This window comes from Shewanella sp. LZH-2 (assembly GCF_016859145.1).
Lineage (GTDB): Bacteria > Pseudomonadota > Gammaproteobacteria > Enterobacterales > Shewanellaceae > Shewanella > Shewanella xiamenensis.
In genome coordinates this window covers 3,139,112-3,160,468 of sequence record NZ_CP069350.1, presented here as the reverse complement: position 1 = coordinate 3,160,468, position 21,357 = coordinate 3,139,112, and the positions used below count along the sequence as shown (strand labels likewise).

The window sequence follows — 21,357 nt, the reverse complement described above, 5'->3', positions numbered from 1 at the left end:
AGCGAAGGAATACGCAGTTGTATGCAATGCTGCGGCCTTAGGGCGGCAGGGAAGAGTGGTTGTGAAGCAATCGGCACTGATGTGCTATTTGGGGAGTAGAGCCTATGTCTAATGTACGTTATATCAGTAATTTAACTCGTGAAACCTATGCATTGATTCTGGCTGGTGGCCGAGGCTCGCGTTTACATGAACTCACCGACTGGCGCGCTAAACCCGCGCTGTATTTCGGGGGCAAGTTTAGGATCATCGATTTTCCGCTGTCGAATTGCATCAACTCGGGGATCCGCCGTGTTGGGGTGGTGACCCAATATAAGTCGCACTCGTTAATTCGCCACGTGATGCGCGGTTGGGGCCACTTTAAAAAGGAATTAGGTGAGTCGGTGGAAATTCTGCCCGCCTCACAACGTTACTCTGAGAATTGGTATCAAGGCACGGCTGATGCGGTATTCCAAAATATCGACATCATCCGCCATGAGCTGCCCAAGTACGTGATGGTGCTCTCGGGTGACCATGTGTATCGCATGGATTACGCTGGCTTACTGGCCGCCCATGCCGAATCTGGCGCCGATATGACAGTCTCCTGCCTTGAGGTGCCCGTGGCCGAAGCGGCGGGCGCATTTGGGGTGATGGAAGTCGATGACGAGATGCGCATCCTAGGATTTGAAGAAAAGCCCAAGCATCCTAAACACTCCCCAGGTAATCCCGAGAAGTGCCTCGCCTCGATGGGCAACTATGTGTTTAACACTGAGTTTTTGTTCGAACAGTTGAAGAAAGACGCGCAAAACGCCAATTCCGATCGGGATTTTGGCAAAGACATTATTCCCTCGATCATCGAAAAACATAAAGTGTTTGCCTATCCCTTTAAGAGCGCCTTCCCGAATGAGCAAGCCTACTGGCGCGATGTGGGCACCTTGGATTCTTTTTGGCAGGCCAATATGGAATTGCTATCGCCCACGCCCGCCTTAAACCTCTACGATGCCAAATGGCCGATTTGGACCTATCAGGAGCAATTGCCTCCAGCCAAGTTTGTGTTCGACGATGACGATAGACGCGGCATGGCGGTGGATTCGATTATATCTGGCGGTTGTATTATCTCGGGCGCGACCGTGCGTCGCAGCGTGTTGTTTAACGAGGTGCGGGTTTGTTCCTACTCAGTGGTTGAGGATTCAGTCGTGCTGCCCGATGTGGTGGTGCTGCGCCACTGCAAGATTAAAAACGCCATTATCGACAGGGGCTGCATCATTCCCGAAGGTACTGTGATCGGTTATAACCACGACCATGACAGGGCAAAAGGCTTTAGGGTGTCCGAGAAAGGCATTACCTTAGTCACCCGCGATATGTTAGGACTGCCGGTGGGCTACGAGTAAGGCCAACCCATTAATTAGCTTGAAAATTAACCCTGTTGGAGTATGAAGTTAGGTGAAACGCATATTAATGGTCGCGGCCGAAAATGGGGCGCTGAAAGGGGCGAAAGTGGGCGGTATGGCGGATGTGATCCGTGACTTGCCCCAAGCGCTGGCGGGGGTTGAGATCCAAGCTGATGTCATTATGCCAAGCTACGGATTTTTAACGGGTCTTGGAGCCAAACTTATCCATGAGTTTGAGGTGAGTTTTGCCGGGCGACAGGAGCCGATTAAGTTGTATTGGCTGGCGCACCCCAAGGTGCTGGGCGCCAATATTTACTTGCTCGAGCATGGGCTCTGGCAATCGAGCCCCGGGCAGATTTATAGCCAAGGCACAAGTGATCGCCCCTTTGCCGATGATGCGACTAAGTTTGCGCTGTTGTGTGCAAGCGTAGCCAAGGCCTTAGTGGCAGGGCTTGTGCCTATGCCTGAGCTTTTACATCTGCATGACTGGCACACGGGATGTTTAGCCATGCTACGGGCGCTAGCACCTGAGTATCAAGCGTTAAAAAGCATAGCATGTGTGTTTTCGATTCATAACCTTGCGCTGCAGGGTATTAGGCCGCTGAGCCATGATTCGTCAAGCTTTGCGGCTTGGTTTCCTCCCTTATTTGCCCAGTTGGATGAGGGCCAACGCGCCCAGATTATCGACCCCCGTTATCCCCATTGCATTAATCCGATGCGGATGGGGATTAGGCTGGCGGATAGGGTGCATTTAGTCTCACCTACCTACGCGAAGGAAGTCTTGCTTCCCTCTCGCCCAGAGTTGGGCTTTTTCGGTGGAGAAGGGCTTGAGGCCGATTTGCAACATAAAGCTGATCAAGGTCGAGTATTGGGGATTTTAAACGGTTGCGAATACCCAGAGGCTTTAGCTCAAACCTCCCTCGAACGTATGGAATTAACGGATTTTACGAAGCTACTGAGTTGCATCGAGTCAGCTTTAGCCCAGTGGCAGGGTGGGCGAACTCAGGTGAGTGGCGTCGATATGATTGCTTTTACGCGGCTGCAAGCCCTGTGGCGCCAAGCCTCAGTGGGGGAGTTCCCGAACTTTCTGTTGACGTCTGTTGGTCGGCTTACCGATCAAAAAGTATTGATCCTGCGCCATATTTTACCTTCTGGCTTATCGGTATTAGAGACATTACTGCAACAGTTGCAGCTGACGCAGCCCAAGGCGCTATTGGTGCTGCTTGGCAGCGGCGACCCAGAGATAGGGCTGTTTTTTCAAACCCTTGCGGCTAAGTATGCCCATTTTGTATTTCTGCAGGGATACCATGAGGAACTCTCCCAGTGTCTTTATCAAGTGGGTGATTTGTTCCTGATGCCGAGTTCTTTTGAGCCCTGTGGTATTAGCCAAATGCTCGCCATGCGTAGCGGTCAGCCTTGTTTAGTGCATGGTGTGGGCGGATTACAAGATACGGTCGAGGACAATGTCGATGGTTTTGTGTTTTATGGCGAAGATATCAAAAGCCAGGGCGAGGCTATGCTGGCAAAGCTGGCTGAAGCACTCGATAAATTTAATACGCGTGATTGGACGCAATTAAAACGCAAGGCGAAAGCGCGGCGCTTCGATTGGCATAGCATCGCCTTTGATTACAAGAAACAACTTTACAACATTTTGTGAATTACCCCATGTAATTAGATCATGATTTGTAAGCAATTCTGCTACACTTTTGGGGGAGAGTTTTCGTAAGATAGACCATTTCCTCATTTTTGGAGTTGCTTCCACATCCATGGATAAAAGCATTTTCTTACCCTTAGTACAAAATGCAGCGTTACTGCTCGCCTTAGTGTTTTTGTACGATGCGATTCCTAAAAAGCATCAGCGGCAGTATTTTTTACTATGGCGACTGGGGATTGGCTTATTTATCGGTGGCATTGGTGTCGCGATTATGAGCACCCCATGGATGTACGAACCCGGTATTATCTTCGATACCCGCTCTGTACTCTTGTGTGTTTCGGGCCTGTTTTTTGGTGGTTTGCCGACGGCGATTGCCGTTGTTATCACTTCGCTGTACCGACTCAGTATTGGCGGTGTCGCCATGTGGGTTGGCGTTGGCGTAATTATCAGTTCCGGTCTTATCGGTGTGATATGGCGGCATTATCGTAAGTCCTATCTTGCCAATATTTCGGGTAAAGAAGTCTTTGGTTTTGCTTTTTTAGTGCATTTAGTGATGTTGTCATGGTTTTTTCTGCTGCCTAACCAGCTTGCATTGCCCGTATTGTCGAAAATCGCCTTACCAATATTATTGATTTATCCCCTTGCTACCTGGCTGCTAAGTCGTTTGCTATCTCGCCGTTTTGAGCTAGAGCGGGACGAGCAAATTCGCCTGCAAGATGATTTTTTATTCCGCAGCCAATTCAACGTCGGTAACATTGGGATTGCCATTACTGGCGTCGATCAAAAGTGGATCAAGGTGAATCCAAGGTTATGCCAGATGCTTAAATACTCAGAGGATGAGTTGCTGCATATGACTTGGAAGCAGCTCACTCACCCCGATGATGTTGAAGCTGATCTATTAAAGTTTGAGCTAATGCTTGAAGGCAAAATCGATAATTACGAATTAGATAAACGCTTTATTGCCAAGGATAACTCGATTGTTTACACCCATATGACAGTGGCCTGTAAGCGCGCAAATCATCAGGTATTATTAGTGATTGCAGGCTTTTTGGATGTCACGGCGCAAACATTAGCTGACATGGAGGTGCTCGCCAGTCGTGAGCAACTTGAGTTGGTATTGAGCAGTAGCGATCTTGGGGTATGGGACTGGGATATTCGTAATGACCATATCGAGCGAAACGCCCGCAGTGCCGATATTTTAGGTTGCGATATCGATATGCTCAATGCCAATAGTCGCCAATGGATGGACTCGATAGTGGCTGAGGATAGGCCCAAAGTATTGCATTCTATCGAGGCCCATATTCGTGGCGAAACGCCGCAACATAAGATGGAATATCGCTTAAAAACCCTTAACCGCGACATCCGCTGGATTTTAGATACCGGTAAAGTGGTGAGCCGTGATGCCAATAACAATGCGCTCAGAATGTGCGGTACTTATACCGATATCACCGATGCTAAGTTGATTGAAGAGTCTTTAAAACTCTCTGCGTTAGTCTATAACAATAGCTCCGAAGCCATGAGTGTACTCGATGAAAACGGAGTGATTATTACCGTAAACGCCGCATTTACCGATATCACTGGCTATAGCGAGTCTGAAATTCGTGGACAGCATATTCGTATGATGTATTGCGACCTTAATGGTCACGATTTTTATCAGCGCATGAATAATGACATTCGCGAAAAAGGCGAGTGGCAGGGGGAAATGCGCCAACGGCGTAAGAATAATGAAGAGTATGTCATTTGGCTAACCATTAATACGATTAATAATGCCGAGGGTTTGCCTTATCGTCGTGTTGCGCTTTTTTCTGATATTACCGATAAAAAACAAAGTGAACATTTAATCTGGAAACAAGCCAACTACGATACCTTGACTGGCCTGCCTAATCGACGCATGTTGCTCGAATATTTAAGTGCCGAAATCAAGAATGCTGACCGTAATCGCAATCACTTTGCGCTGATGTTCCTCGATCTCGATTACTTTAAAGAGGTTAACGATACCTTAGGTCACGCCATGGGGGATCAATTACTGATCGAAACCGCCAGTCGCTTAAAATCCTGTGTGCGGGATGCCGATGTGGTGGCGCGACTTGGCGGTGATGAGTTTACCGTAGTATTAAGTGCTATGGCTGATCATAAGGGGATTGAGCGAGTTGCCGAACATATTTTAAGGCGTATTGCCGAGCCCTATCTGCTCGGTGAAGAAACTGCTTATATTAGCGCCAGTATTGGTATAACGCTTTACCCCGATGATTCGACCAGTATTGAAGGTTTACTTAAACATGCGGATCAGGCTATGTATGCGGCAAAAGATCAAGGCCGCAATCGGTTTAACTATTTCACCCCTTCGATGCAGGAATACGCTAAGTACCGCATGCGATTAATTCACGATCTCCGTCAAGCTGTGCTGAATAAAGAATTTGAACTGCATTATCAACCGATAGTAGCGATGGCGACTGGTGAAGTGGCTAAGGCAGAAGCCTTATTGCGCTGGTTCCATCCTGAGCGCGGCTCTGTATCGCCAGCAGAATTTATTCCCGTTGCTGAAGATACAGGGCTGATTGTTGAAATCGGTAACTGGGTATTTGAACAAGCAGCACGCCAAAGCGCCCAATGGCGCAAGACGTTGGGCGTGGAAATTCAGATCAGTGTTAACAAATCGCCTATACAGTTCCGTGACGAGGGCACTCTGTTACACAATTGGCTTGAATTACTGCAGCAGTTAGATGTCACTGGTACTGGCGTTTGTGTGGAAATTACCGAGGGGCTATTGCTTGATGCTAGCATGGGCGTGACCGAAAAATTGTTAGCCTATCGGGATGCGGGCGTGCAAGTTTCCTTAGATGACTTTGGTACTGGGTATTCATCACTGGCCTATTTGAAGAAATTCGATATCGACTATTTAAAAATAGATCAATCATTTACCCGTCATATTGATACGGATGAAAATGACCACACCCTGTGTGAAGCCATTATTGTGATGGCCCATAAATTGGGCATGAAAGTCATCGCCGAAGGGGTTGAAACCGAGGCGCAGCGGCAGGTGTTGCTCAATGCAGGCTGCGACTATGGCCAAGGTTATTTATTCTCTAAACCCGTCAGTGCCAGTGAGTTTGCCAGCAAGTATTTGCTGACATAAACACCTAGGCGAGAAAGGTTTATCAGGCGTGCGACGTTTTGCCTATAAATCCGCCGCGAATTTTGCTAGACTCCGCGGCCCCATTTAAGGGCATGATGCAGAAAATTAATAATGTTGAAGAGTACAACAAGTCATCTCTTCGATTCGTCTCTTTTTTGCTGCGCATTGAGCAATTCCACCGACTAACACCTAAGAGTTCCTATGAAATTTGACACACTCGGCTTATCTTCACCTATTTTGAATGCGATAACTGAGTGTGGCTATCAGCAACTCACTCAAGTGCAACAACAGGTTATTCCTCTCGCCTTAACGGGGAAGGATATTATGGCCTGTGCTCAGACTGGAACAGGTAAAACCGCTTCCTTCGCCTTGCCCGTGCTTGAGCAACTTGCTGCCCAGCCTGCCGATAAACCCTTGCTGCGCGCCTTAGTGATGACGCCAACCCGTGAGTTGGCAATTCAAGTTTGTGCGAATATTCAAAAATATAGCCAGTTTTTGCCCCTTAAAACCTTAGCGGTTTATGGCGGTGCGAATATGAATCCGCAGCGTAAAGGCGTCGAGCAGGGCGTCGATATCCTCGTCGCAACGCCAGGGCGACTATTCGATATTATTGGCCAGTTCAATTTAGACCTGTCCAGTGTAACGACCTTAGTGATCGACGAAGCGGATCGTATGCTCGATTTAGGCTTTGTACGCGACATTGAAAAGGTGAAGCGCCTTATTGCCCCTGTACATCAAACGATGTTGTTTTCAGCCACCTATAGCGATGCGGTGAAGCAACTCTCCCATAAGATGCTCAATCAACCTGAATGGGTTAATGTTGCCGAAAATACCACGGCATCGACCGTAGAACAGCTAGTGTATCGGGTCGATAAACGTCGCAAAGCAGAGTTATTATCTGAGCTGGTGGGGCGCAATAATTGGCGCCAAGTGCTGGTGTTCGCCAGTACTAAGGAATGCGCTGAGCATTTATTGCAGGAGCTAACACTCGATGGGATCAGCGCGGGCGTGTTTCATGGAGATAAAACCCAAGGGGCGCGTAATCGAGTGCTCGATGATTTTAAAGCCGGAAAACTGCGCGTGTTGGTGGCAACCGATGTGGCGGCCCGCGGGCTTGATATTCAGGCGCTGCCCTTAGTGATAAACCTAGAGTTGCCTTTCCTCGCGGAAGATTATGTTCATCGTATTGGTCGTACCGGCCGTGCTGGCCTGTCAGGTCGAGCGATTTCATTTGTCAGCTCTGCAGATGATGAAATGCTCGCTGAGATTGAAGCTTTAATTGGTCAGCAACTCCCTGTCACCGTGCAGCCTGGTTACGAGGAGGGCACGCCACTGCCTGCACGTTACCGCGATGCTCCCGCGGCAACCACTAAAACTAAATGGAGTTATAAAGCTCCAAAAGATCGCACTATTGGCAAAGTCAGTGCTGCCGGAAAGTCGAGTGAGAGCCAAGCTAGAGCAAGAAAATCTCCTACCCGCGAGGGTAAGTATTCAAAAGATAAGGCGAAATTTAGCCCATTTCAAACTCAGCGTTCTGGTGGTAAGCCGCAGGGCGGCAATAAAGTAAAATAGTGCAGTACGCAGCGCGCCCAAGGCGCGCTTTTTGTTGAGCTTTAACTAGAATATCCCTACACTCGAATGCCCCTAAACGTTGCCCGTTACCCTGCGAGTGTTGTCCATGATCGTCAAAGCCATTCCCACCAATATCATCACAGGTTTTTTAGGTGTCGGTAAAACAACGCTTATAAAACAACTACTTAAGACTAAGCCGGAGGGCGAAACTTGGGCGATATTAGTCAATGAATTTGGTGAAGTCGGTATCGATGCGGGCCTCTTAGAGGCAAACAACAGTGGCGTGCAGATTCGTGAAGTTGCCGGGGGCTGCATGTGCTGCGCGGCGGGCGTACCCACGCAAGTGGCAATCAATCAACTGATCGCTCGTGCTAAGCCTGATCGCTTGCTGATTGAACCTACGGGACTCGGGCACCCTAATGAAATTATTAAAGTCCTCAGTGCGCCCCATTATCAACATGTTATTCGCCTTCAAAGTACTTTATGCCTAATCGATGCCCGTAAATTAATGGATGAACGCTACCGCGGACATGATAATTTTGTGCAGCAGTTGCAAGTAGCCGATGTGATCGTTGCAACCAAAACCGATTTATATCCTGAGTTTGAGGTATTGCAGGGCAGGCAATTAGCTCAGGAATTAACTCATTATCTCAATGCCTTACAACTCGATAATACGCCAGTGGTGGAGCATAGTTCGCCTCAAGGCTTATCGGCTCAATTACTTGAGCTCCTTAAGCAACCCCGCCGTGATTTACCTAAACCGGCCATTAACCTAGCCGCTAGCATTAACGCATTGAGCCAATCTCGCAGTGTGTTGCGTAACACTGCCGACACTTTGGGTTTGCAGGGGCTGTTTACCGAGGAGGCAAGCGAGCAAGTCTACCAGTTTGATGCGCGTGGCATAGTACGTAAGCAAAATCAGGGGGAGGGCTGTTTTAGCTGCGGCTGGGTATTTGAACCTATGCAAGAGTTTGATTTTGATAAATTAATGCAATTTATTACCCTCCAGACCCAAACAAATCCTACTTTACTGCGGTTAAAGGCTGTAATGATTACCAGCGATGGTATTGCAGGGATCAATTGGAGCAGTGGGGATATGACTGTCACTGAACTTGATGATTGTGTTGATTCTCGGCTCGAAATGATTGCAACCCAAGAGCTGGATTGGGACCACATTGAACTGGCCTTAATGGAATGTTTAGCCATTTAATTGAAGGGGATTAATCGGTGAGCATTGAGGTCGGAATGGTAACGCCACGTATTTTTGCCAGTGTAGCCAATTCGCCTGTCTCAACCATATGTTGCATAAATAGATCGAAACGTTGTTGAAGTGGTTGAAATTTTACGTCTTTTGGAAAGGCCATAAAGCCATCTTGGATATCAATTCTGGGCATTATAGGGGTGATTGCCTGTGGAATTTTGATTTGCGCGAGCACCGCTTGAGTATTGCGTATGTTGGTGGCAAGCAAATCAAGATCGCCACGGGATAAGCGTTCAATACCACTTTTGAGATCTGCAAATTCATTAATTGTGAGCGTTTTGGTGCGTTCGTTAAACAAATAGCCGTAACTCCAGCCTTGCATTTTGCCAATTCTTAATCCATGGATACTGGCATAACTACCATCCCAAGGCGTGGGATGATTGACTCCGGCATAAAAAACGATTTCATCGCGATAAAAGGGTTGGGCCGAGAAGGCTAAGTGCTTTTGCCGTTCTTCCGAAAAATAGGGGCCAATTAAAATATCTGCTTGGCCGCGCTCGACCATAGATTGCGCTCGGCGCCAAGGCGCTATTTGATAATGAATGGTCACTTTTTGTTGCTGGGCAAAACGATTGAGTATATCTACCCCTAAACCGATGTATTCGCCGTTCGGTTTTTGTTCAAAAATTTGGCTAAAACGAGTCCCTACAGCAAAGAGCTCCTCTGCTTTTATAGGGGCGACTAAGCAAATGAGGGTGAGCAAAACTAACCTTCGCAAGGTGTTCTTTAATGCCATTTCATTCCTGTGATGGTTGCTTCATTCCAAGTGGAATGTGGTGCAAGTAAGGGGAGTTTGTTAAATAAATCGTTACGTACTTTGAATATCAGCAAATTGTACACTGATTTAGATCCCTATCTGCACGTACCTGTCATTAATGCGGATAACCGTGCCTCAATAACCGGAAGATAACTAAATAAAAAGATTGGTAATTTTATAATATAAATCCTTAACCATATTTGTTTCAAATTGTATCCTTTGTGGTTGGTGTGATGGCGGAAGACTTATATTATTCAGGCAAGCTCAAGCAAACTGGGTTATGCTGCGCCGCCAATGCGTATTTTGATTAAAAGAGAACCCATGAAGTTACAGCAAATTGATAAATCCCTTTATCGTAGCAATATGAACCTTTTTATGGTGGCCTTAGTGTTGGCCTTGATCGTTTGCTCCCTTGGCTTTGGGGCTGGATTAATTGCGCTCTTTGGCGTTGAGGCTTTACCCGGTGAGCCTACAGGAAATTTCCACTGGAATTTACTCGGGGTGATTTTGGCGGTATTACTTTGTAGTGCCATTGTCTATCAGCTAAAAACTCAGCCCTTTTTTAAAGAGATTTATTATGTGTGGCAGTTAAAGCAACTGCAAAATCGCATTTATCGCAAGCTGGCTAAAGTCAAAGCAGCTGCGGCGGACAATGATATAAATGCGTTGATTACATTGCTATTTTACTTCACCAGTTTACGCCAGGTGTATTTGCTGGATGATAATACCTTGACCTTATCAGCGATTGATAAGGAGCTTGCACAGTTACAGGCACAATGCGACGTTTTAGGATTAGCGCTATCGGCTGAACAATTTGAGGTCGAACTGTTAGCGGGTTTTTAAGGCTAGATTTAATGACTAGATTTAATGACTTAGTCGCGTATCAAGGCCGTTAAATAAAAAGTGAGTGCATGCACACTCACTTTTTATTTGGAATCGATTAGCGGCTTAGATAACGCGGTTAAGGTATTAGTTCGTTGCCTGCTGCGCACGTTGCAGCGTCAGTAACCACTTACCATAGAAATAAATACCCACCGCCGAAATGGTGCCAATCGCCGCAATAATATACCAAGCCATACCAATGTTGTGGCTGTGGTAAAGCAGCTGAGTCAGATCATGGGCATTTTCACCGGTAAAGCTGACTAGGGTGGTAAAAGCTTCACCCTGCGGAATGGCATTCACATCCGTTGCGCTCATGCCGCGCTCGAGTAATAAGTCGCGTGAGAACAACTCTTTCGAGGCGAAAATTTCATAGAGTTTTGGGCCAAAATAACCTTCTAAGCCCCAACCAATCCCTTGAGGTAGCATCACAAAGCCAAGGTACATGGCTTTTTTACCTTCGGGGGCAATGTTACCCATAAATTCGTTTTTCTTTGGGCTAATCATCATTTCGCCAATCGAAAACATGGCGATGGCGAGCACAATAAACCAAGCCGCATGGAAGGCACCGATAAACACAAAGGCTAAAATACTGAGTAAACAGCCAATCAACATGGCAGTAGTTATGCGGTATTTGGCGGTCAGGGCGGCAATTAAAAAGCAGCTCGTCATAATCAAGCCGGCGTTGAGGTTAAGCATGCCCTCAGGCATCACTTTCGTGCCTTCATTATTTAATCCGAGCCAGAATTGTAAAATACCGTTGCTGGTGCCTTCACTACCAAAGAGTGAAGTGACAATCACACTGGTATCGACCCACTCGGATATGTGGATCGGCAGTACGTCGAACAGGGCGTTAAAGAGGAACCAAAAGCCTGCAAAAACTAGCATGTAATAGATCACAATTGGCTTTTTAAGCTCATGCCAAGCGTCGCGCCATAGGGACTCTTGTTTGACTTCACCTGATTTAATTTGCTGATTACGGATGAGGCGCTCGGCTTTTCCTGGCTCGGTATATGTCAATAAAAACAGGAAGTTTAGTGAGATAATTGCGGCGCAGGCATAAAACACATTATCCCAAGAAAGTTGACGCATATGCACGGCAACCAATGGGCCTAAGAAGCCACCGATATTCACGACTTGGTAAAATATCCCCCAAGCCATGGAGGTATTATTGCGATTGGTGGAGAGCACTAAGGTGCCTTGAATACCGGGTTTAAAGATACCCGTACCGATGGCGAGTAGCAGTGCCCCCGATAAAAAGCCCCAAAAGGTAGGGAAGAACGCCATAGTCAGGTAGCCCATGATTTTAATCACAGTCGAGCCGAAAATGGTTTCCTTGTAGCCGACTCTGTCGGAAATCCCGCCAGTAAAGACGGGTACAAATGTCTGCATAATCGCCCAGAGCGAAATAATAATGCCATAGTCGCTGAGGCTGATCCCCAGACCGCCAGCCGATTCAGGCGCTTTGGCGTATAAGCCAGCACTGGCTTTTACGCCGTAATAGGCGATTCGCTCGACCAGCTCCATGCCGCCCACTAACCAAAAAATATAACTTAGGCTAGTGATGGAGGCCCACATACCTAACTGTTTGACTTCGCGCAGATCATTCTCTGCATTTGGACTATTGTGACTCATGTCCTTCCCTTTATTATTGTTATTGACTTTAATTTAACTAATTCATTATTAATTAAATGGTTAGCTCAATTGCAGAGACAAATAATGCCTCGATAATTAACTCATTTCTGGCAATATAAACCTACACTTTACCTAATTAAGGGGTAAATACCAAAAAAGTAGTGAAAAATGATGAGTTTCGCCACATCTGTTATTGAGTAGTGTTTTATTTGTCGTGATGGGTTGGTAAAAGTGTGCCATCAGTAAGATATTGTGTAGATTAGTTTTTGTTATAAATTTATCCTGCTAATCGGGTTTGGTATTAAAGTAAAATTTAGGTACAATCCATTGCCGCATTTTTGTTCATCATTCTATTTATCTAAGTGAATACCGCTAGAACAATCTGAGTGCGCACCCTGCCTTTATTTTTGTGAGATTTGGTTATGACTGCTGTTTCCCATAGCGCAACGGATCAACGCCTGCTGCAAGAGCCGATTTCGAAGCTTTTCTGGCGCTATACCATTCCAACAATCGCCTCCATGCTGGTGACTGGGGTATATGTCACCATTGATGGTATCTTCGTCGGCCATTATCTCGGTGAAACGGGGCTTGCTGGCATGATGCTGGCTTATCCCGTGGGCGCGATTCTCTACGCCGTCGGTGCCATGATTGGCATGGGCAGTGCCGCGTTAGTCTCGATTAACTTGGGGCAAGGTAATGTCGCCAAGGCGCGTAAGTTGCTCGGCAACGCCTTTAGCTTGTGTTTACTGGCGGGGGCATTTTTTGCCTTAATCGGCGGGATTTTTTCGCGAGATATTTTAATCGCCCTCGGCGCTGAGGGAGAAATACTCGAAAATGCTAATGAATACCTGTTTTGGTATTTTGCCTTATGTCATTTCCCTATTATCTCAATGACATTTACCACCTTACTGCGTAACGATGGTCGCCCCTCCATGGTGACCTTTGTGCTGATCTTAGGTGGCGTGCTGAACACCTTTTTAGATTGGCTGTTTATTGTGGTGTTTCCCTTCGGTTTAGCAGGGGCGGCGATTGCCACCATGTTGTCGCAGGCTGTGACTGGCTTGCTCTGCCTGCAGCATTTTTTTGGGGCGCGCACTCAGCTCAAAATCAACCTAGAGCAGATGAAGCTTAAGCTTGATAACTGCATCAACATCGCCCGTGTTGGTTTGCCAAGCTTTTTAATGAATCTGTATCTGTCGATTGTATTGACTCTGCATAACACCGCATTTTTATGGGTTGGTGGCCCTTTGCATGTGGCAGCATACGGGGTGGTCAGTTATACCGAAGCGTTTTTCTACCTGATTTTTGAGGGGATTGCCCTCGGTACTCAGCCGATTTATAGCTTTAATGCGGGAGCAGGGCGCTTCGATAGGGTTAAACAGGCACGCAATATTGCCTTTGGCATGACCCTACTCACCGCCGCACTCGGTCTAGTGTTGATTTATTCCCGCCCTGAATGGTTGGTGTACCTGTTTGCCGGTGATAACCCAAGCCTTACGCCCGTCGCGATTGAAGGCATGCGATGGTATTTCTGGGGCTTGCCGATGGAAGGCCTCATTTTAGTGGGGGCGAGCTTCTTCCAAGCGATTAATTGTTCGAAACAAGCATCGATTCTAACTGGCGCAAAACTCATACTGATTGCTGCGATTATCTACTGTTTTGCTTGGGCTTTTGGCGTGATCGGTGTGTGGATATCGCTCGCGACCTGTAGCACGCTATTGGTCATTTGGATGTTCATTGCCATGCAGCGGCTTAAGATTAAAGCCTAATTTTTGTTTAGTTATTATCTTAGTCTTGAAACCGACTTAATACTGGCGTGTCGGCATGGGCTCTGATACATTTCGCTGGTTTAAACCCTGCTTAAAATGAGCTCAGTCTGTAGTATGAGTGTTGTCGATAAAATACCGTTACCGACTGACAGTAATGCAGGTGGATAGGATAAATTCTGGGCCACTTTGTCTGGCTTTTCGTTTGTTATTTAAGTTTTATGAGGCTCTTATGCGCACCGCTGCAGTCATCTCTATGCTGTTGTTTGGCGTGTTAACCAGTGTTAACGCCAGCGCCAAGGATAATGAGTTAGTGTTTGCTAGCGATTTTGAGGGTAACCGCTTATCACAACCTTGGTCTTGGATCATGGGGTGCCAATTTGAGGGTGCTGAGCCCCATAGTGGTGAGAGTGCGTTGTTATGTGCAGAAGGCAATAGCAGTATTGTCAGTAAATACCCTGTATCGGAAGCGGGTCTATTAGAGTTTTGGGTAAAAACTCAAAATATCCAAACCCAATATCGGATTAATGTGCTCACATCGCCCGTATTAAAACTGGATGCCCAGTGGCAGCATGTGGCGCTTATCGATGTTACTCCTGGCACAAATGAATATTTAGCCCATCGGGTGTCGATTGACGATCCGAGTCGTCAATATGTTCGCCTCGATATTGAAGCGATTAATGGCCCTATCAGTTTGGATGATTTAACCCTCGATAAAATTCGCTTAGATATTGCCCTGCAAAAAAACGAGCAAAAAATTATCGGCGGCATTTTAGATAAACTTAAAGAAGACAAAAACTACGAGGTTCAGGCCGAATCCTTTAGAACGCTGGGGAAAAACTACGCCGCCCAGCTCGAAAGCCAAAGACAATACCTTGAGTATTCGAATGCGATTTATTCCAGTATCACCTTTGTACTGGCGACCTCTGAGCGCAATAAAATGTCTAACCCTTTGGGTTATAACACCTTTAGGTCGGTGTTAACTGACGCTAAGCGGATTGCGTCGCCGATTCAACAGGCGCGTTTAGGCTCTATGGTCAAGCCCTTTGGTGACTTAGCAACCGCCACCTTAAATGTGGTGAGTGCTGGCGCCTACTCAGCCTTTGCTGAACCTTTTAAATCCTTCCTTGCGGCCACCTTTGACCGCTCAAACTATGACAACAGCGACTTAAGTCGCAGTGATAAAAAGTTTGCCGAGGAAAACGGCCTTAAGATTTATCAACAGGCCGAGCGCTTTATGTCTGAAATCGAAAAAGAGTTGCAACAGGTGACCGCACTCGATAATGATTTAGTCAGTATGCAGAAGAACTTAGATAATTTCCGCAAGGATTTAGACAAACATCTGCGTAGCTATCTGCAACACGCCAGCATTGCCCGTACGCCCGAAAATTACAGCAAGGTGATGAGTAAAGATGAGCAGACTCGGGCGCAAATCATGGCTGAAGTGAATGCCAATATCAGCGCCAAAGCCGAAGCCTTACTTGCCTCTAATAGTAATGCTGAACTGGTACAGTACATGATTAAAACGACTGAAAAAATGGATGAGTTTCAGGAGTTTAAAGAACGTTTTAATCAAATTACTTCAGCGATGTTAACCTTCTATGACCGCTTTGAGCGCTCGATTGCCGCCGAGCAAAATCCCTTTACCGATCCAAGCGATAGGGCGGTATGGGAACAACATGCTCAAAGTGCACGCAATTATATTCGCCAGTCGAAGGAAGCCTTTACGAAAGCCTTTATGTAGCAGGTTGTTGTAGAAACATAGATTGAGCTTTTTCATCAAAATGGCGGAGAAACAATTTTTCTCTGCCATTTTTTATATACGCAATTTACCCAACCGATCGTTTAATAAACCATTTTAATCTGAGCGTGTTGTAGGCAAACCGAAAGTACATTATGTTGTTGTTTTAAAATCGCCAGTTGTTTGATTATCTCAGTGATGGAGTCGTTGAGATGGAGTTTCAGACAATCCCAATTATACGGATTTTTGATGAATGCTCAGACTTGTAATAATCAAATTTTATCGCCAGCAGAAGGTGCAGGTGATAACGTCAACCAACTGCGGTGCTTTTCGATCTGAATCTAGGCGTTAATTATATGAATATTAAACGCACCTTTTTTTATTATGAAAGAAACAGAAAACAACAAGCCAAAATGCTCGCTTTTAATATGCTTTTTTTGCCCGTTATCCTTTGGCTTATTTTGATATTCATTCCAAAAAGTGATCCTTTTTATAACGAATTTTTATTTTACGTAAAATATATTGTTGTGGTTTCTGAGCTTGCTCTGTTATCGCTAACAGCATGGTTGCTTACTCATCCTGCTAAATTTTATATCAAGCTGACAAACTCCGAGTTCAGCTCATTTCACCCTACTTTTAAAGAATGGACGTTCAGCGTCAATCCGCAAGACATTATTGAAATTGAGCACAGTACAGATATAGGATCAAACGCTAGCCTTATTTTAGTGAAAATGAATAATGGTTCATCAGTTTTATTGAGCCCTAACTATCCATATAAGCGAAGTGAACTATACGATGCATTGCGGTTAGTTAACCCAAATATAAAAACACCCAACAACACTTGGTCGTTCCCTTATAAAAAGTAAAAAATCAATTATTGACTGGCCAATCTCAAAAATGGGATGTCATGTCCTGCAACTCACTGTAACCTTGCTTAACCAAACCAATTACTGCCCATTTGTTTTATTGGGTGGGTTAATATGTCTTAAATACACCAATATTTTAATGAGTTAGCTCAATTTCATGTCTCAGCTTTAGCTCGTACAAGTTGTAGACAAACCAAAAGTGCTTATGTTGTTGATCTAAAATGGATAGTCAGATTTTTACTAAAATCACACAGAATTATGGACACTACCATATCTTAACTTCGCTCTGCGATGGAGTTCATAGACTTCACAACCTAACAATGGCTCAGTTCTATTCAGTACTGCGCCAAAACGCTCAAAGTAGTCCTCATTAACTTGCTTTGCACTGATAAGTGGCACTTCAACACTGACATCTACACGACCTTTACGTATCAACGCTGGGTCAAGATGATCAAGATGATTTGTGGTCATTATGACTAGGCAGTCATCAAGAGGAATGATCCCGTCTAACGCGTTTAGTACGCCACCTAAAGTGAGTGGTGGGTTGTCTACATTGCTTTCAGCTGCACGTGATACCGTAGCCTTTACACAATCACAGTCCTCTATTAACAACATCGCTCCGGGCGCTACCTTTCTAATTGCTTTATGAATAGTGGCATCATTGACAGTCGATAGATTTAATATGTATAGATTGCGATGATACTCAACCGCTAAGGCCCTCGCGATACCCGTCTTACCCGTGCCCGTTTTTCCATGTAGCAGTATGGTTAGCTTACTGACAACCGATTTTCCCCGACTTGCGAAGTTATCAACTTCCCTCATCAACTCCTGCTTAAACCCTTCATCTAGCACTAAGTCACTAAAACCTGATGATTTCAATGTACCGTAGCGACACCATTCGGTTTCTTCGAAAATATTCACTTTCGGCTCAGTAGAAATGTCTCCACGAGTATCTTCTAAAAAACGATATAGTTTATCTTTTGCCCACCATGGTGCGCTTACAGTAATAGAATCGTATGCCATCGTACTATCGACCTTAGTGCGGGTTGCCAACATAAAACAGCCATCGTATTTAAACAGGTGCATACCGTAGCCAATAGACTTGACACTGACACGCCCGTCGTAGTTCACACCATAGTCAAAGTACACAGCCTCAGAGATAGAGCGTGAAAAAAACGGAATGGTAGTATTACTGATCAAAAAGGACAGCTTATTGAATATCTCTGTGCGTGCCTGATGGCTATCGTCTATAGTGAGCCGCACAAATAGCAGGCTGCTGAGCCAACTAAACAGTTTCGCGGGAACATCTTTTAGTATGTAGCCTACGAGTCCAATTAACGTAAATGTTAATACTCCGACAATGACAGCCGTCAACAAAGGATCACTATTGGTGAGCGCCTTTATTTGTAGTAATACCTCGTTCATTTACTCACCTTTACTATAAATGCCAAATAGATAGTCGAGAATACGACCAGCCACGTCGAGGATACTCGCAAGGCATCCTCAGTATTGCGCTATCGCACTTGGTTAAAGCGACTTGATAAAGATCCCTTACTTATCACTAGCTATTGCTTTGGCTGCGGCGCTTATCAAAGAGTAGGCGCCTGAATGTCGTGCAATGCAGGGATACGTGATAACGACCATGACTCTCGTTCATAAGCTTAAAAATCCTAGATTGCTCTATTCACCTAGTCGGCGAGCGAAGGCCATGGCAAGCCTGTACCTTTAGATGATTAAGCCTTATAAATCAAATTGTTCAAATATCGTTATGCTAAATTTTAAATAAGAAAGCCGCCAATGAAGGTCGGCTTTCTTGTTTCGATTGTCCCGTAACCTTTGCGTTTTCTTGGTTACATTAAATCTTGAGGCATTACAGCAAATACACGTTCAAGCTACAGGCACCGTGGGCACCGACGACTAAGGCTTGCTCGATATCGGCGGTTTTTGAGGGGCCTGCGATAAACACCCCAAACTCACCTGAGGCTAGCGTGATGTCTTTTGCCGCTTGGTGCATGTTTGGCACAATCTTATTGGTTGGCAGGGCTAAGATCAGGTTTTCACAGATAAAAGGCGTTACTCTGTGGCCTAAGTTCTTATTGTTTACCCAAATGGCACCATTTTCGGCAACACCAACATCCCCAGGGATCACCGCATAATCGATATCCCTAAGTTCATGTGCCGTTGGCGGCACATCACGGTTTGCTGTGACGCCCTCAACGAGTGAGATGACTTGTAAGCCTTGGGCGAGAAGCTCATCCACTTTGGCTTGTAGTGCCGCAAGACCGCCTTCGCGGTGAAGTGTTCCCGCCACGGTTTTAAGATTGGTTTCAAACTGGCCAACCAGATCTTCTACCCGCGGGGCGACATCGATGCTTGGCATTGGATGGTTTGTTAAAGCCGACAGTTTGAGCGCATTGAGAATTTCGTGCTTACTAGACATCTTATAGGCTCCTGTGTTTCTTAAACCAAGCTTCGAAGCTGGAGTTGGGGGCGACGGGCAGTTCACGGTATTTACCCCAGGCACCGCTAAAGGGCTTGAGCAGACTACCCGGCAGAATGCGCAGTGCAGTTCGGGCCGCGCCCATTGAGCAATTGAGCAGAGTAGTGCTTGCCATAAATTTACCCACTAATGGCATATAGCCGTTTTTGCCGTAGGGGAGTTGTCCGGCTTCGGCTTTAAGACGTCTGTGGTGGTGAATAATCTTATCGAGCGGCACCTTGGTCGGGCAGACATAGGTACAGCTACCACACAGAGTACAAGCCCAAGCGATGGAGTTGGTATCGTCATGCTTGGCACCCACCGCAATCCCAATCGGGCCGGGAATGGTGTAGTTGTAGCTGTAACCACCAGAGCGGCGATACACAGGACAAGTATTTAAACAACCGCCGCAACGAATACATTTCAATGATTCGGCAAGGATTTTATCCTTCATCATCTCGGTACGGCCGTTATCGACGATGATCACATGCATCTCTCCATCGACCTGTGGTCCACGGTAGAAGGCGCTATAAGTAGTGACGGGTTGGCCAGTTGCGTTGCGTGCGAGGGTGCGTAGTAACACGGCGGCGCTGTCGATATCGGGGACAATTTTGTCGATCCCCATTGAATGCAACTGCAACTTGGGCAGGTTAGCGCCCATATCGGCGTTACCTTCGTTGGTACAAACGACCACGGCGCCCTTATCGGCAATCGCCATGTTTACCCCTGTCATGGCGGCATCGGCGCTGAGGAATTTTTCACGCAAATGCGCGCGGGCGGCACGGGTTAAATACAAGGGATCGGCTGCCCCCGCTTTAGTGCCGAGTTTCTCATGGAAGAGGTCACCGACTTCTTCTTTTTTCATGTGGATAGCGGGCACCACAATGTGCGAAGGCGGCATTTTCGCCAGCTGAATAATCCGCTCGCCCAAGTCGGTGTCGATAACTTCAATCCCGTGTTGCTCTAGGTAAGGATTGAGGTGACATTCCTCGGTCAGCATGGATTTTGACTTAACTAACTTCTTCACCTGATGACTGGCTAAGATGCCGTGTACGATACGGTTGTGCTCGGCGCCATCTTTTGCCCAGTGGACTTTGATACCGTTTGCTAGGCAATTTTGCTCAAAGGTTTCAAGATATTGCGCAAGGTTAGTTAAGGTATGCAGTTTGATTTCTGAGCCTAACTGACGCAGTTGTTCCCACTCGGGTAAGCTGCCTGCGGCGCGGTCACGTTTTTCCCGCAGCACCCAAAGGGCCTTAGAGTGCCAGTCAACACGGGTTTCATCACGGCAGAAAATATCGGCCTTGTAGGCGTGAACCTGTGAACCCGTTGCCTCGTGATTATGTTGATATGCCATAGTGGGTCTCCTAGAGCGCGGCGTTAAGTACTTGCGCTATGTGGCGAATTTCAATTGGCAATTGTTGTCTGCGGATCATGCCATCGAGGTGTAATAGGCATGAAGGGTCGAAGCCAACCACATATTGCGCGCCTGTTGCCGCGTGGGCTTGAGCCTTGTCTTTACCCATCTTGGCCGATACAGCGCCTTCGTCGACGGCAAAAGTCCCACCAAAGCCACAGCATTCGTCGCGACGGTCTGGATAGACAATGTCGATTCCGGCGATATTGGCGAGTACGGCTTCTACTTTGTTGAATCGTGGGCCCATTTGCTCACTTGGTGTGGCAAGGCTCAACATACGAATACCGTGGCAGCTCAGTTGCAGGCTGATCTTATGGGCAAAAGGCTTGTTGAAGGCAGGAATTGGAGCGACATCGTGGAGGAACTCGGTCAGTTCATAGAGTTTGTCGATAACGGCTTGGGCTTCAGGGCTGTTGTCAAACTCGTGGAAGTTTTCTTTGGCGGCCACTAAACAAGACGCGGCAGGGCAAACAATGGCATCACATTCCACACCCTTGAAAGCATTGAGTAATTTCAAGGTAGTACTGCGTGCTGCATCGAAGCAACCCGAGTTGGTCATAGGTTGGCCACAGCATGTTTGGCCTGCGGGTAGAATCACTTGGTGTCCGAGTTTTTCCAGTAATTCCAGGGTGGCAATCGCCACGTCTGGCATCATTTGGTTAACGAGACACGGGATGAAAAGAGCGATTTTCATTGTGTTTTTCTCTTTCTTGTTAGTGAACGACATTGCCTTGCACTGTGACCCCAAAGTCCACACAAATGCTAAGGTAGTTGATCAAATATAGGCTTATCTTAAGTAAATAAGTAGCGCTAATTTAGTAAATGAT

The 21,357-nt window shown here is 46.4% G+C and carries 15 protein-coding genes; 9 read left to right on the top strand and 6 right to left on the bottom strand.

Annotated elements, in window-relative coordinates; genetic code table 11:
• Window positions 1–104 precede the first annotated feature (104 nt).
• From glgC to JM642_RS13895, 5 genes are all read left to right on the top strand, one after another.
• Window positions 105–1,367: a glucose-1-phosphate adenylyltransferase gene (glgC, locus tag JM642_RS13915; RefSeq protein ID WP_011717793.1), complete on the top strand. Its 1,263-nt coding sequence runs from the start codon at window positions 105–107 to the stop codon at window positions 1,365–1,367.
• Between the two features lie 67 nt (window positions 1,368–1,434).
• Entirely contained in the window at window positions 1,435–3,024 is a 1,590-nt protein-coding gene (locus tag JM642_RS13910; RefSeq protein ID WP_203433822.1) for a glycogen/starch synthase, read from the top strand.
• Window positions 3,025–3,133: 109 nt separating this feature from the next.
• Window positions 3,134–6,157, top strand: a complete 3,024-nt coding sequence (locus tag JM642_RS13905; protein WP_203432005.1) for an EAL domain-containing protein — start codon at window positions 3,134–3,136, stop codon at window positions 6,155–6,157.
• Window positions 6,158–6,358: 201 nt separating this feature from the next.
• Window positions 6,359–7,729 carry a DEAD/DEAH box helicase gene (locus JM642_RS13900; protein WP_172590081.1) on the top strand — a complete coding sequence of 457 codons (1,371 nt, stop codon included), beginning with the start codon at window positions 6,359–6,361 and terminating at the stop codon, window positions 7,727–7,729.
• A gap of 106 nt (window positions 7,730–7,835) precedes the next feature.
• Window positions 7,836–8,939, top strand: a complete 1,104-nt coding sequence (locus tag JM642_RS13895) for a GTP-binding protein (protein ID WP_203432004.1) — start codon at window positions 7,836–7,838, stop codon at window positions 8,937–8,939.
• Between the two features lie 10 nt (window positions 8,940–8,949).
• Here the strand turns inward: JM642_RS13895 and JM642_RS13890 are convergent, their stop codons facing one another.
• On the bottom strand, window positions 8,950–9,726 hold the full coding sequence (locus tag JM642_RS13890; protein WP_203432003.1) for a transporter substrate-binding domain-containing protein: 777 nt from the start codon (window positions 9,724–9,726) through the stop codon (window positions 8,950–8,952).
• A gap of 342 nt (window positions 9,727–10,068) precedes the next feature.
• On the opposite strand from JM642_RS13890, the gene JM642_RS13885 reads away from it, so the two are divergent.
• Window positions 10,069–10,590 carry a DUF3087 domain-containing protein gene (locus JM642_RS13885; protein ID WP_203432002.1) on the top strand — a complete coding sequence of 174 codons (522 nt, stop codon included), beginning with the start codon at window positions 10,069–10,071 and terminating at the stop codon, window positions 10,588–10,590.
• A 126-nt stretch (window positions 10,591–10,716) separates the two neighbouring features.
• Here JM642_RS13885 and JM642_RS13880 read toward each other — a convergent pair whose 3' ends face one another.
• On the bottom strand, window positions 10,717–12,261 hold the full coding sequence (locus JM642_RS13880) for an MFS transporter (protein WP_203432001.1): 1,545 nt from the start codon (window positions 12,259–12,261) through the stop codon (window positions 10,717–10,719).
• 422 nt (window positions 12,262–12,683) lie between these two features.
• Between JM642_RS13880 and JM642_RS13875 the strand changes: the two genes are divergently transcribed.
• The 3 genes from JM642_RS13875 to JM642_RS13865 all read left to right on the top strand — a co-directional run bounded on the left by JM642_RS13875 (window position 12,684) and on the right by JM642_RS13865 (window position 16,634).
• The gene (locus JM642_RS13875; RefSeq protein ID WP_169547025.1) at window positions 12,684–14,030 is read left to right on the top strand and encodes an MATE family efflux transporter; all 1,347 of its coding nucleotides are present in this window, start codon (window positions 12,684–12,686) and stop codon (window positions 14,028–14,030) included.
• A 229-nt stretch (window positions 14,031–14,259) separates the two neighbouring features.
• The gene (locus JM642_RS13870; RefSeq protein ID WP_037416051.1) at window positions 14,260–15,771 is read left to right on the top strand and encodes a hypothetical protein; all 1,512 of its coding nucleotides are present in this window, start codon (window positions 14,260–14,262) and stop codon (window positions 15,769–15,771) included.
• Window positions 15,772–16,124: 353 nt separating this feature from the next.
• A complete protein-coding gene (locus JM642_RS13865) occupies window positions 16,125–16,634 on the top strand; it encodes a hypothetical protein (RefSeq protein ID WP_099457769.1) in 510 nt (169 codons plus the stop codon).
• Window positions 16,635–16,880: 246 nt separating this feature from the next.
• On the opposite strand, the gene JM642_RS13860 is transcribed toward JM642_RS13865, so the two are convergent.
• The 4 genes from JM642_RS13860 to JM642_RS13845 all read right to left on the bottom strand — a co-directional run bounded on the left by JM642_RS13860 (window position 16,881) and on the right by JM642_RS13845 (window position 21,224).
• The gene (locus tag JM642_RS13860; protein ID WP_203432000.1) at window positions 16,881–18,059 is read right to left on the bottom strand and encodes an AAA family ATPase; all 1,179 of its coding nucleotides are present in this window, start codon (window positions 18,057–18,059) and stop codon (window positions 16,881–16,883) included.
• Window positions 18,060–18,504: 445 nt separating this feature from the next.
• Window positions 18,505–19,074, bottom strand: coding sequence for an LUD domain-containing protein (locus tag JM642_RS13855; RefSeq protein ID WP_203431999.1), 570 nt, complete (start codon window positions 19,072–19,074; stop codon window positions 18,505–18,507).
• Between the two features lies 1 nt (window position 19,075).
• Window positions 19,076–20,470: a lactate utilization protein B gene (locus JM642_RS13850; protein ID WP_203431998.1), complete on the bottom strand. Its 1,395-nt coding sequence runs from the start codon at window positions 20,468–20,470 to the stop codon at window positions 19,076–19,078.
• A 10-nt stretch (window positions 20,471–20,480) separates the two neighbouring features.
• Complete coding sequence (locus JM642_RS13845; RefSeq protein ID WP_011626788.1) at window positions 20,481–21,224, bottom strand: (Fe-S)-binding protein; 744 nt, start codon at window positions 21,222–21,224, stop codon at window positions 20,481–20,483.
• Window positions 21,225–21,357 lie beyond the last annotated feature (133 nt).

What these genes read in the sequence shown, in the direction of transcription:
- JM642_RS13850 (WP_203431998.1), bottom strand. Translation starts at nt 20,470, where the DNA reads ATGGCATATCAACATAATCACGAGGCAACGGGTTCACAGGTTCACGCC.
- JM642_RS13865 (WP_099457769.1), top strand. Translation starts at nt 16,125, where the DNA reads ATGAATATTAAACGCACCTTTTTTTATTATGAAAGAAACAGAAAACAA.
- JM642_RS13910 (WP_203433822.1), top strand. Translation starts at nt 1,435, where the DNA reads ATGGTCGCGGCCGAAAATGGGGCGCTGAAAGGGGCGAAAGTGGGCGGT.
- JM642_RS13885 (WP_203432002.1), top strand. Translation starts at nt 10,069, where the DNA reads ATGAAGTTACAGCAAATTGATAAATCCCTTTATCGTAGCAATATGAAC.
- JM642_RS13900 (WP_172590081.1), top strand. Translation starts at nt 6,359, where the DNA reads ATGAAATTTGACACACTCGGCTTATCTTCACCTATTTTGAATGCGATA.
- glgC (WP_011717793.1), top strand. Translation starts at nt 105, where the DNA reads ATGTCTAATGTACGTTATATCAGTAATTTAACTCGTGAAACCTATGCA.
- JM642_RS13880 (WP_203432001.1), bottom strand. Translation starts at nt 12,261, where the DNA reads ATGAGTCACAATAGTCCAAATGCAGAGAATGATCTGCGCGAAGTCAAA.
- JM642_RS13845 (WP_011626788.1), bottom strand. Translation starts at nt 21,224, where the DNA reads ATGAAAATCGCTCTTTTCATCCCGTGTCTCGTTAACCAAATGATGCCA.
- JM642_RS13895 (WP_203432004.1), top strand. Translation starts at nt 7,836, where the DNA reads ATGATCGTCAAAGCCATTCCCACCAATATCATCACAGGTTTTTTAGGT.
- JM642_RS13890 (WP_203432003.1), bottom strand. Translation starts at nt 9,726, where the DNA reads ATGGCATTAAAGAACACCTTGCGAAGGTTAGTTTTGCTCACCCTCATT.
- JM642_RS13905 (WP_203432005.1), top strand. Translation starts at nt 3,134, where the DNA reads ATGGATAAAAGCATTTTCTTACCCTTAGTACAAAATGCAGCGTTACTG.
- JM642_RS13870 (WP_037416051.1), top strand. Translation starts at nt 14,260, where the DNA reads ATGCGCACCGCTGCAGTCATCTCTATGCTGTTGTTTGGCGTGTTAACC.
- JM642_RS13875 (WP_169547025.1), top strand. Translation starts at nt 12,684, where the DNA reads ATGACTGCTGTTTCCCATAGCGCAACGGATCAACGCCTGCTGCAAGAG.
- JM642_RS13855 (WP_203431999.1), bottom strand. Translation starts at nt 19,074, where the DNA reads ATGTCTAGTAAGCACGAAATTCTCAATGCGCTCAAACTGTCGGCTTTA.
- JM642_RS13860 (WP_203432000.1), bottom strand. Translation starts at nt 18,059, where the DNA reads ATGAACGAGGTATTACTACAAATAAAGGCGCTCACCAATAGTGATCCT.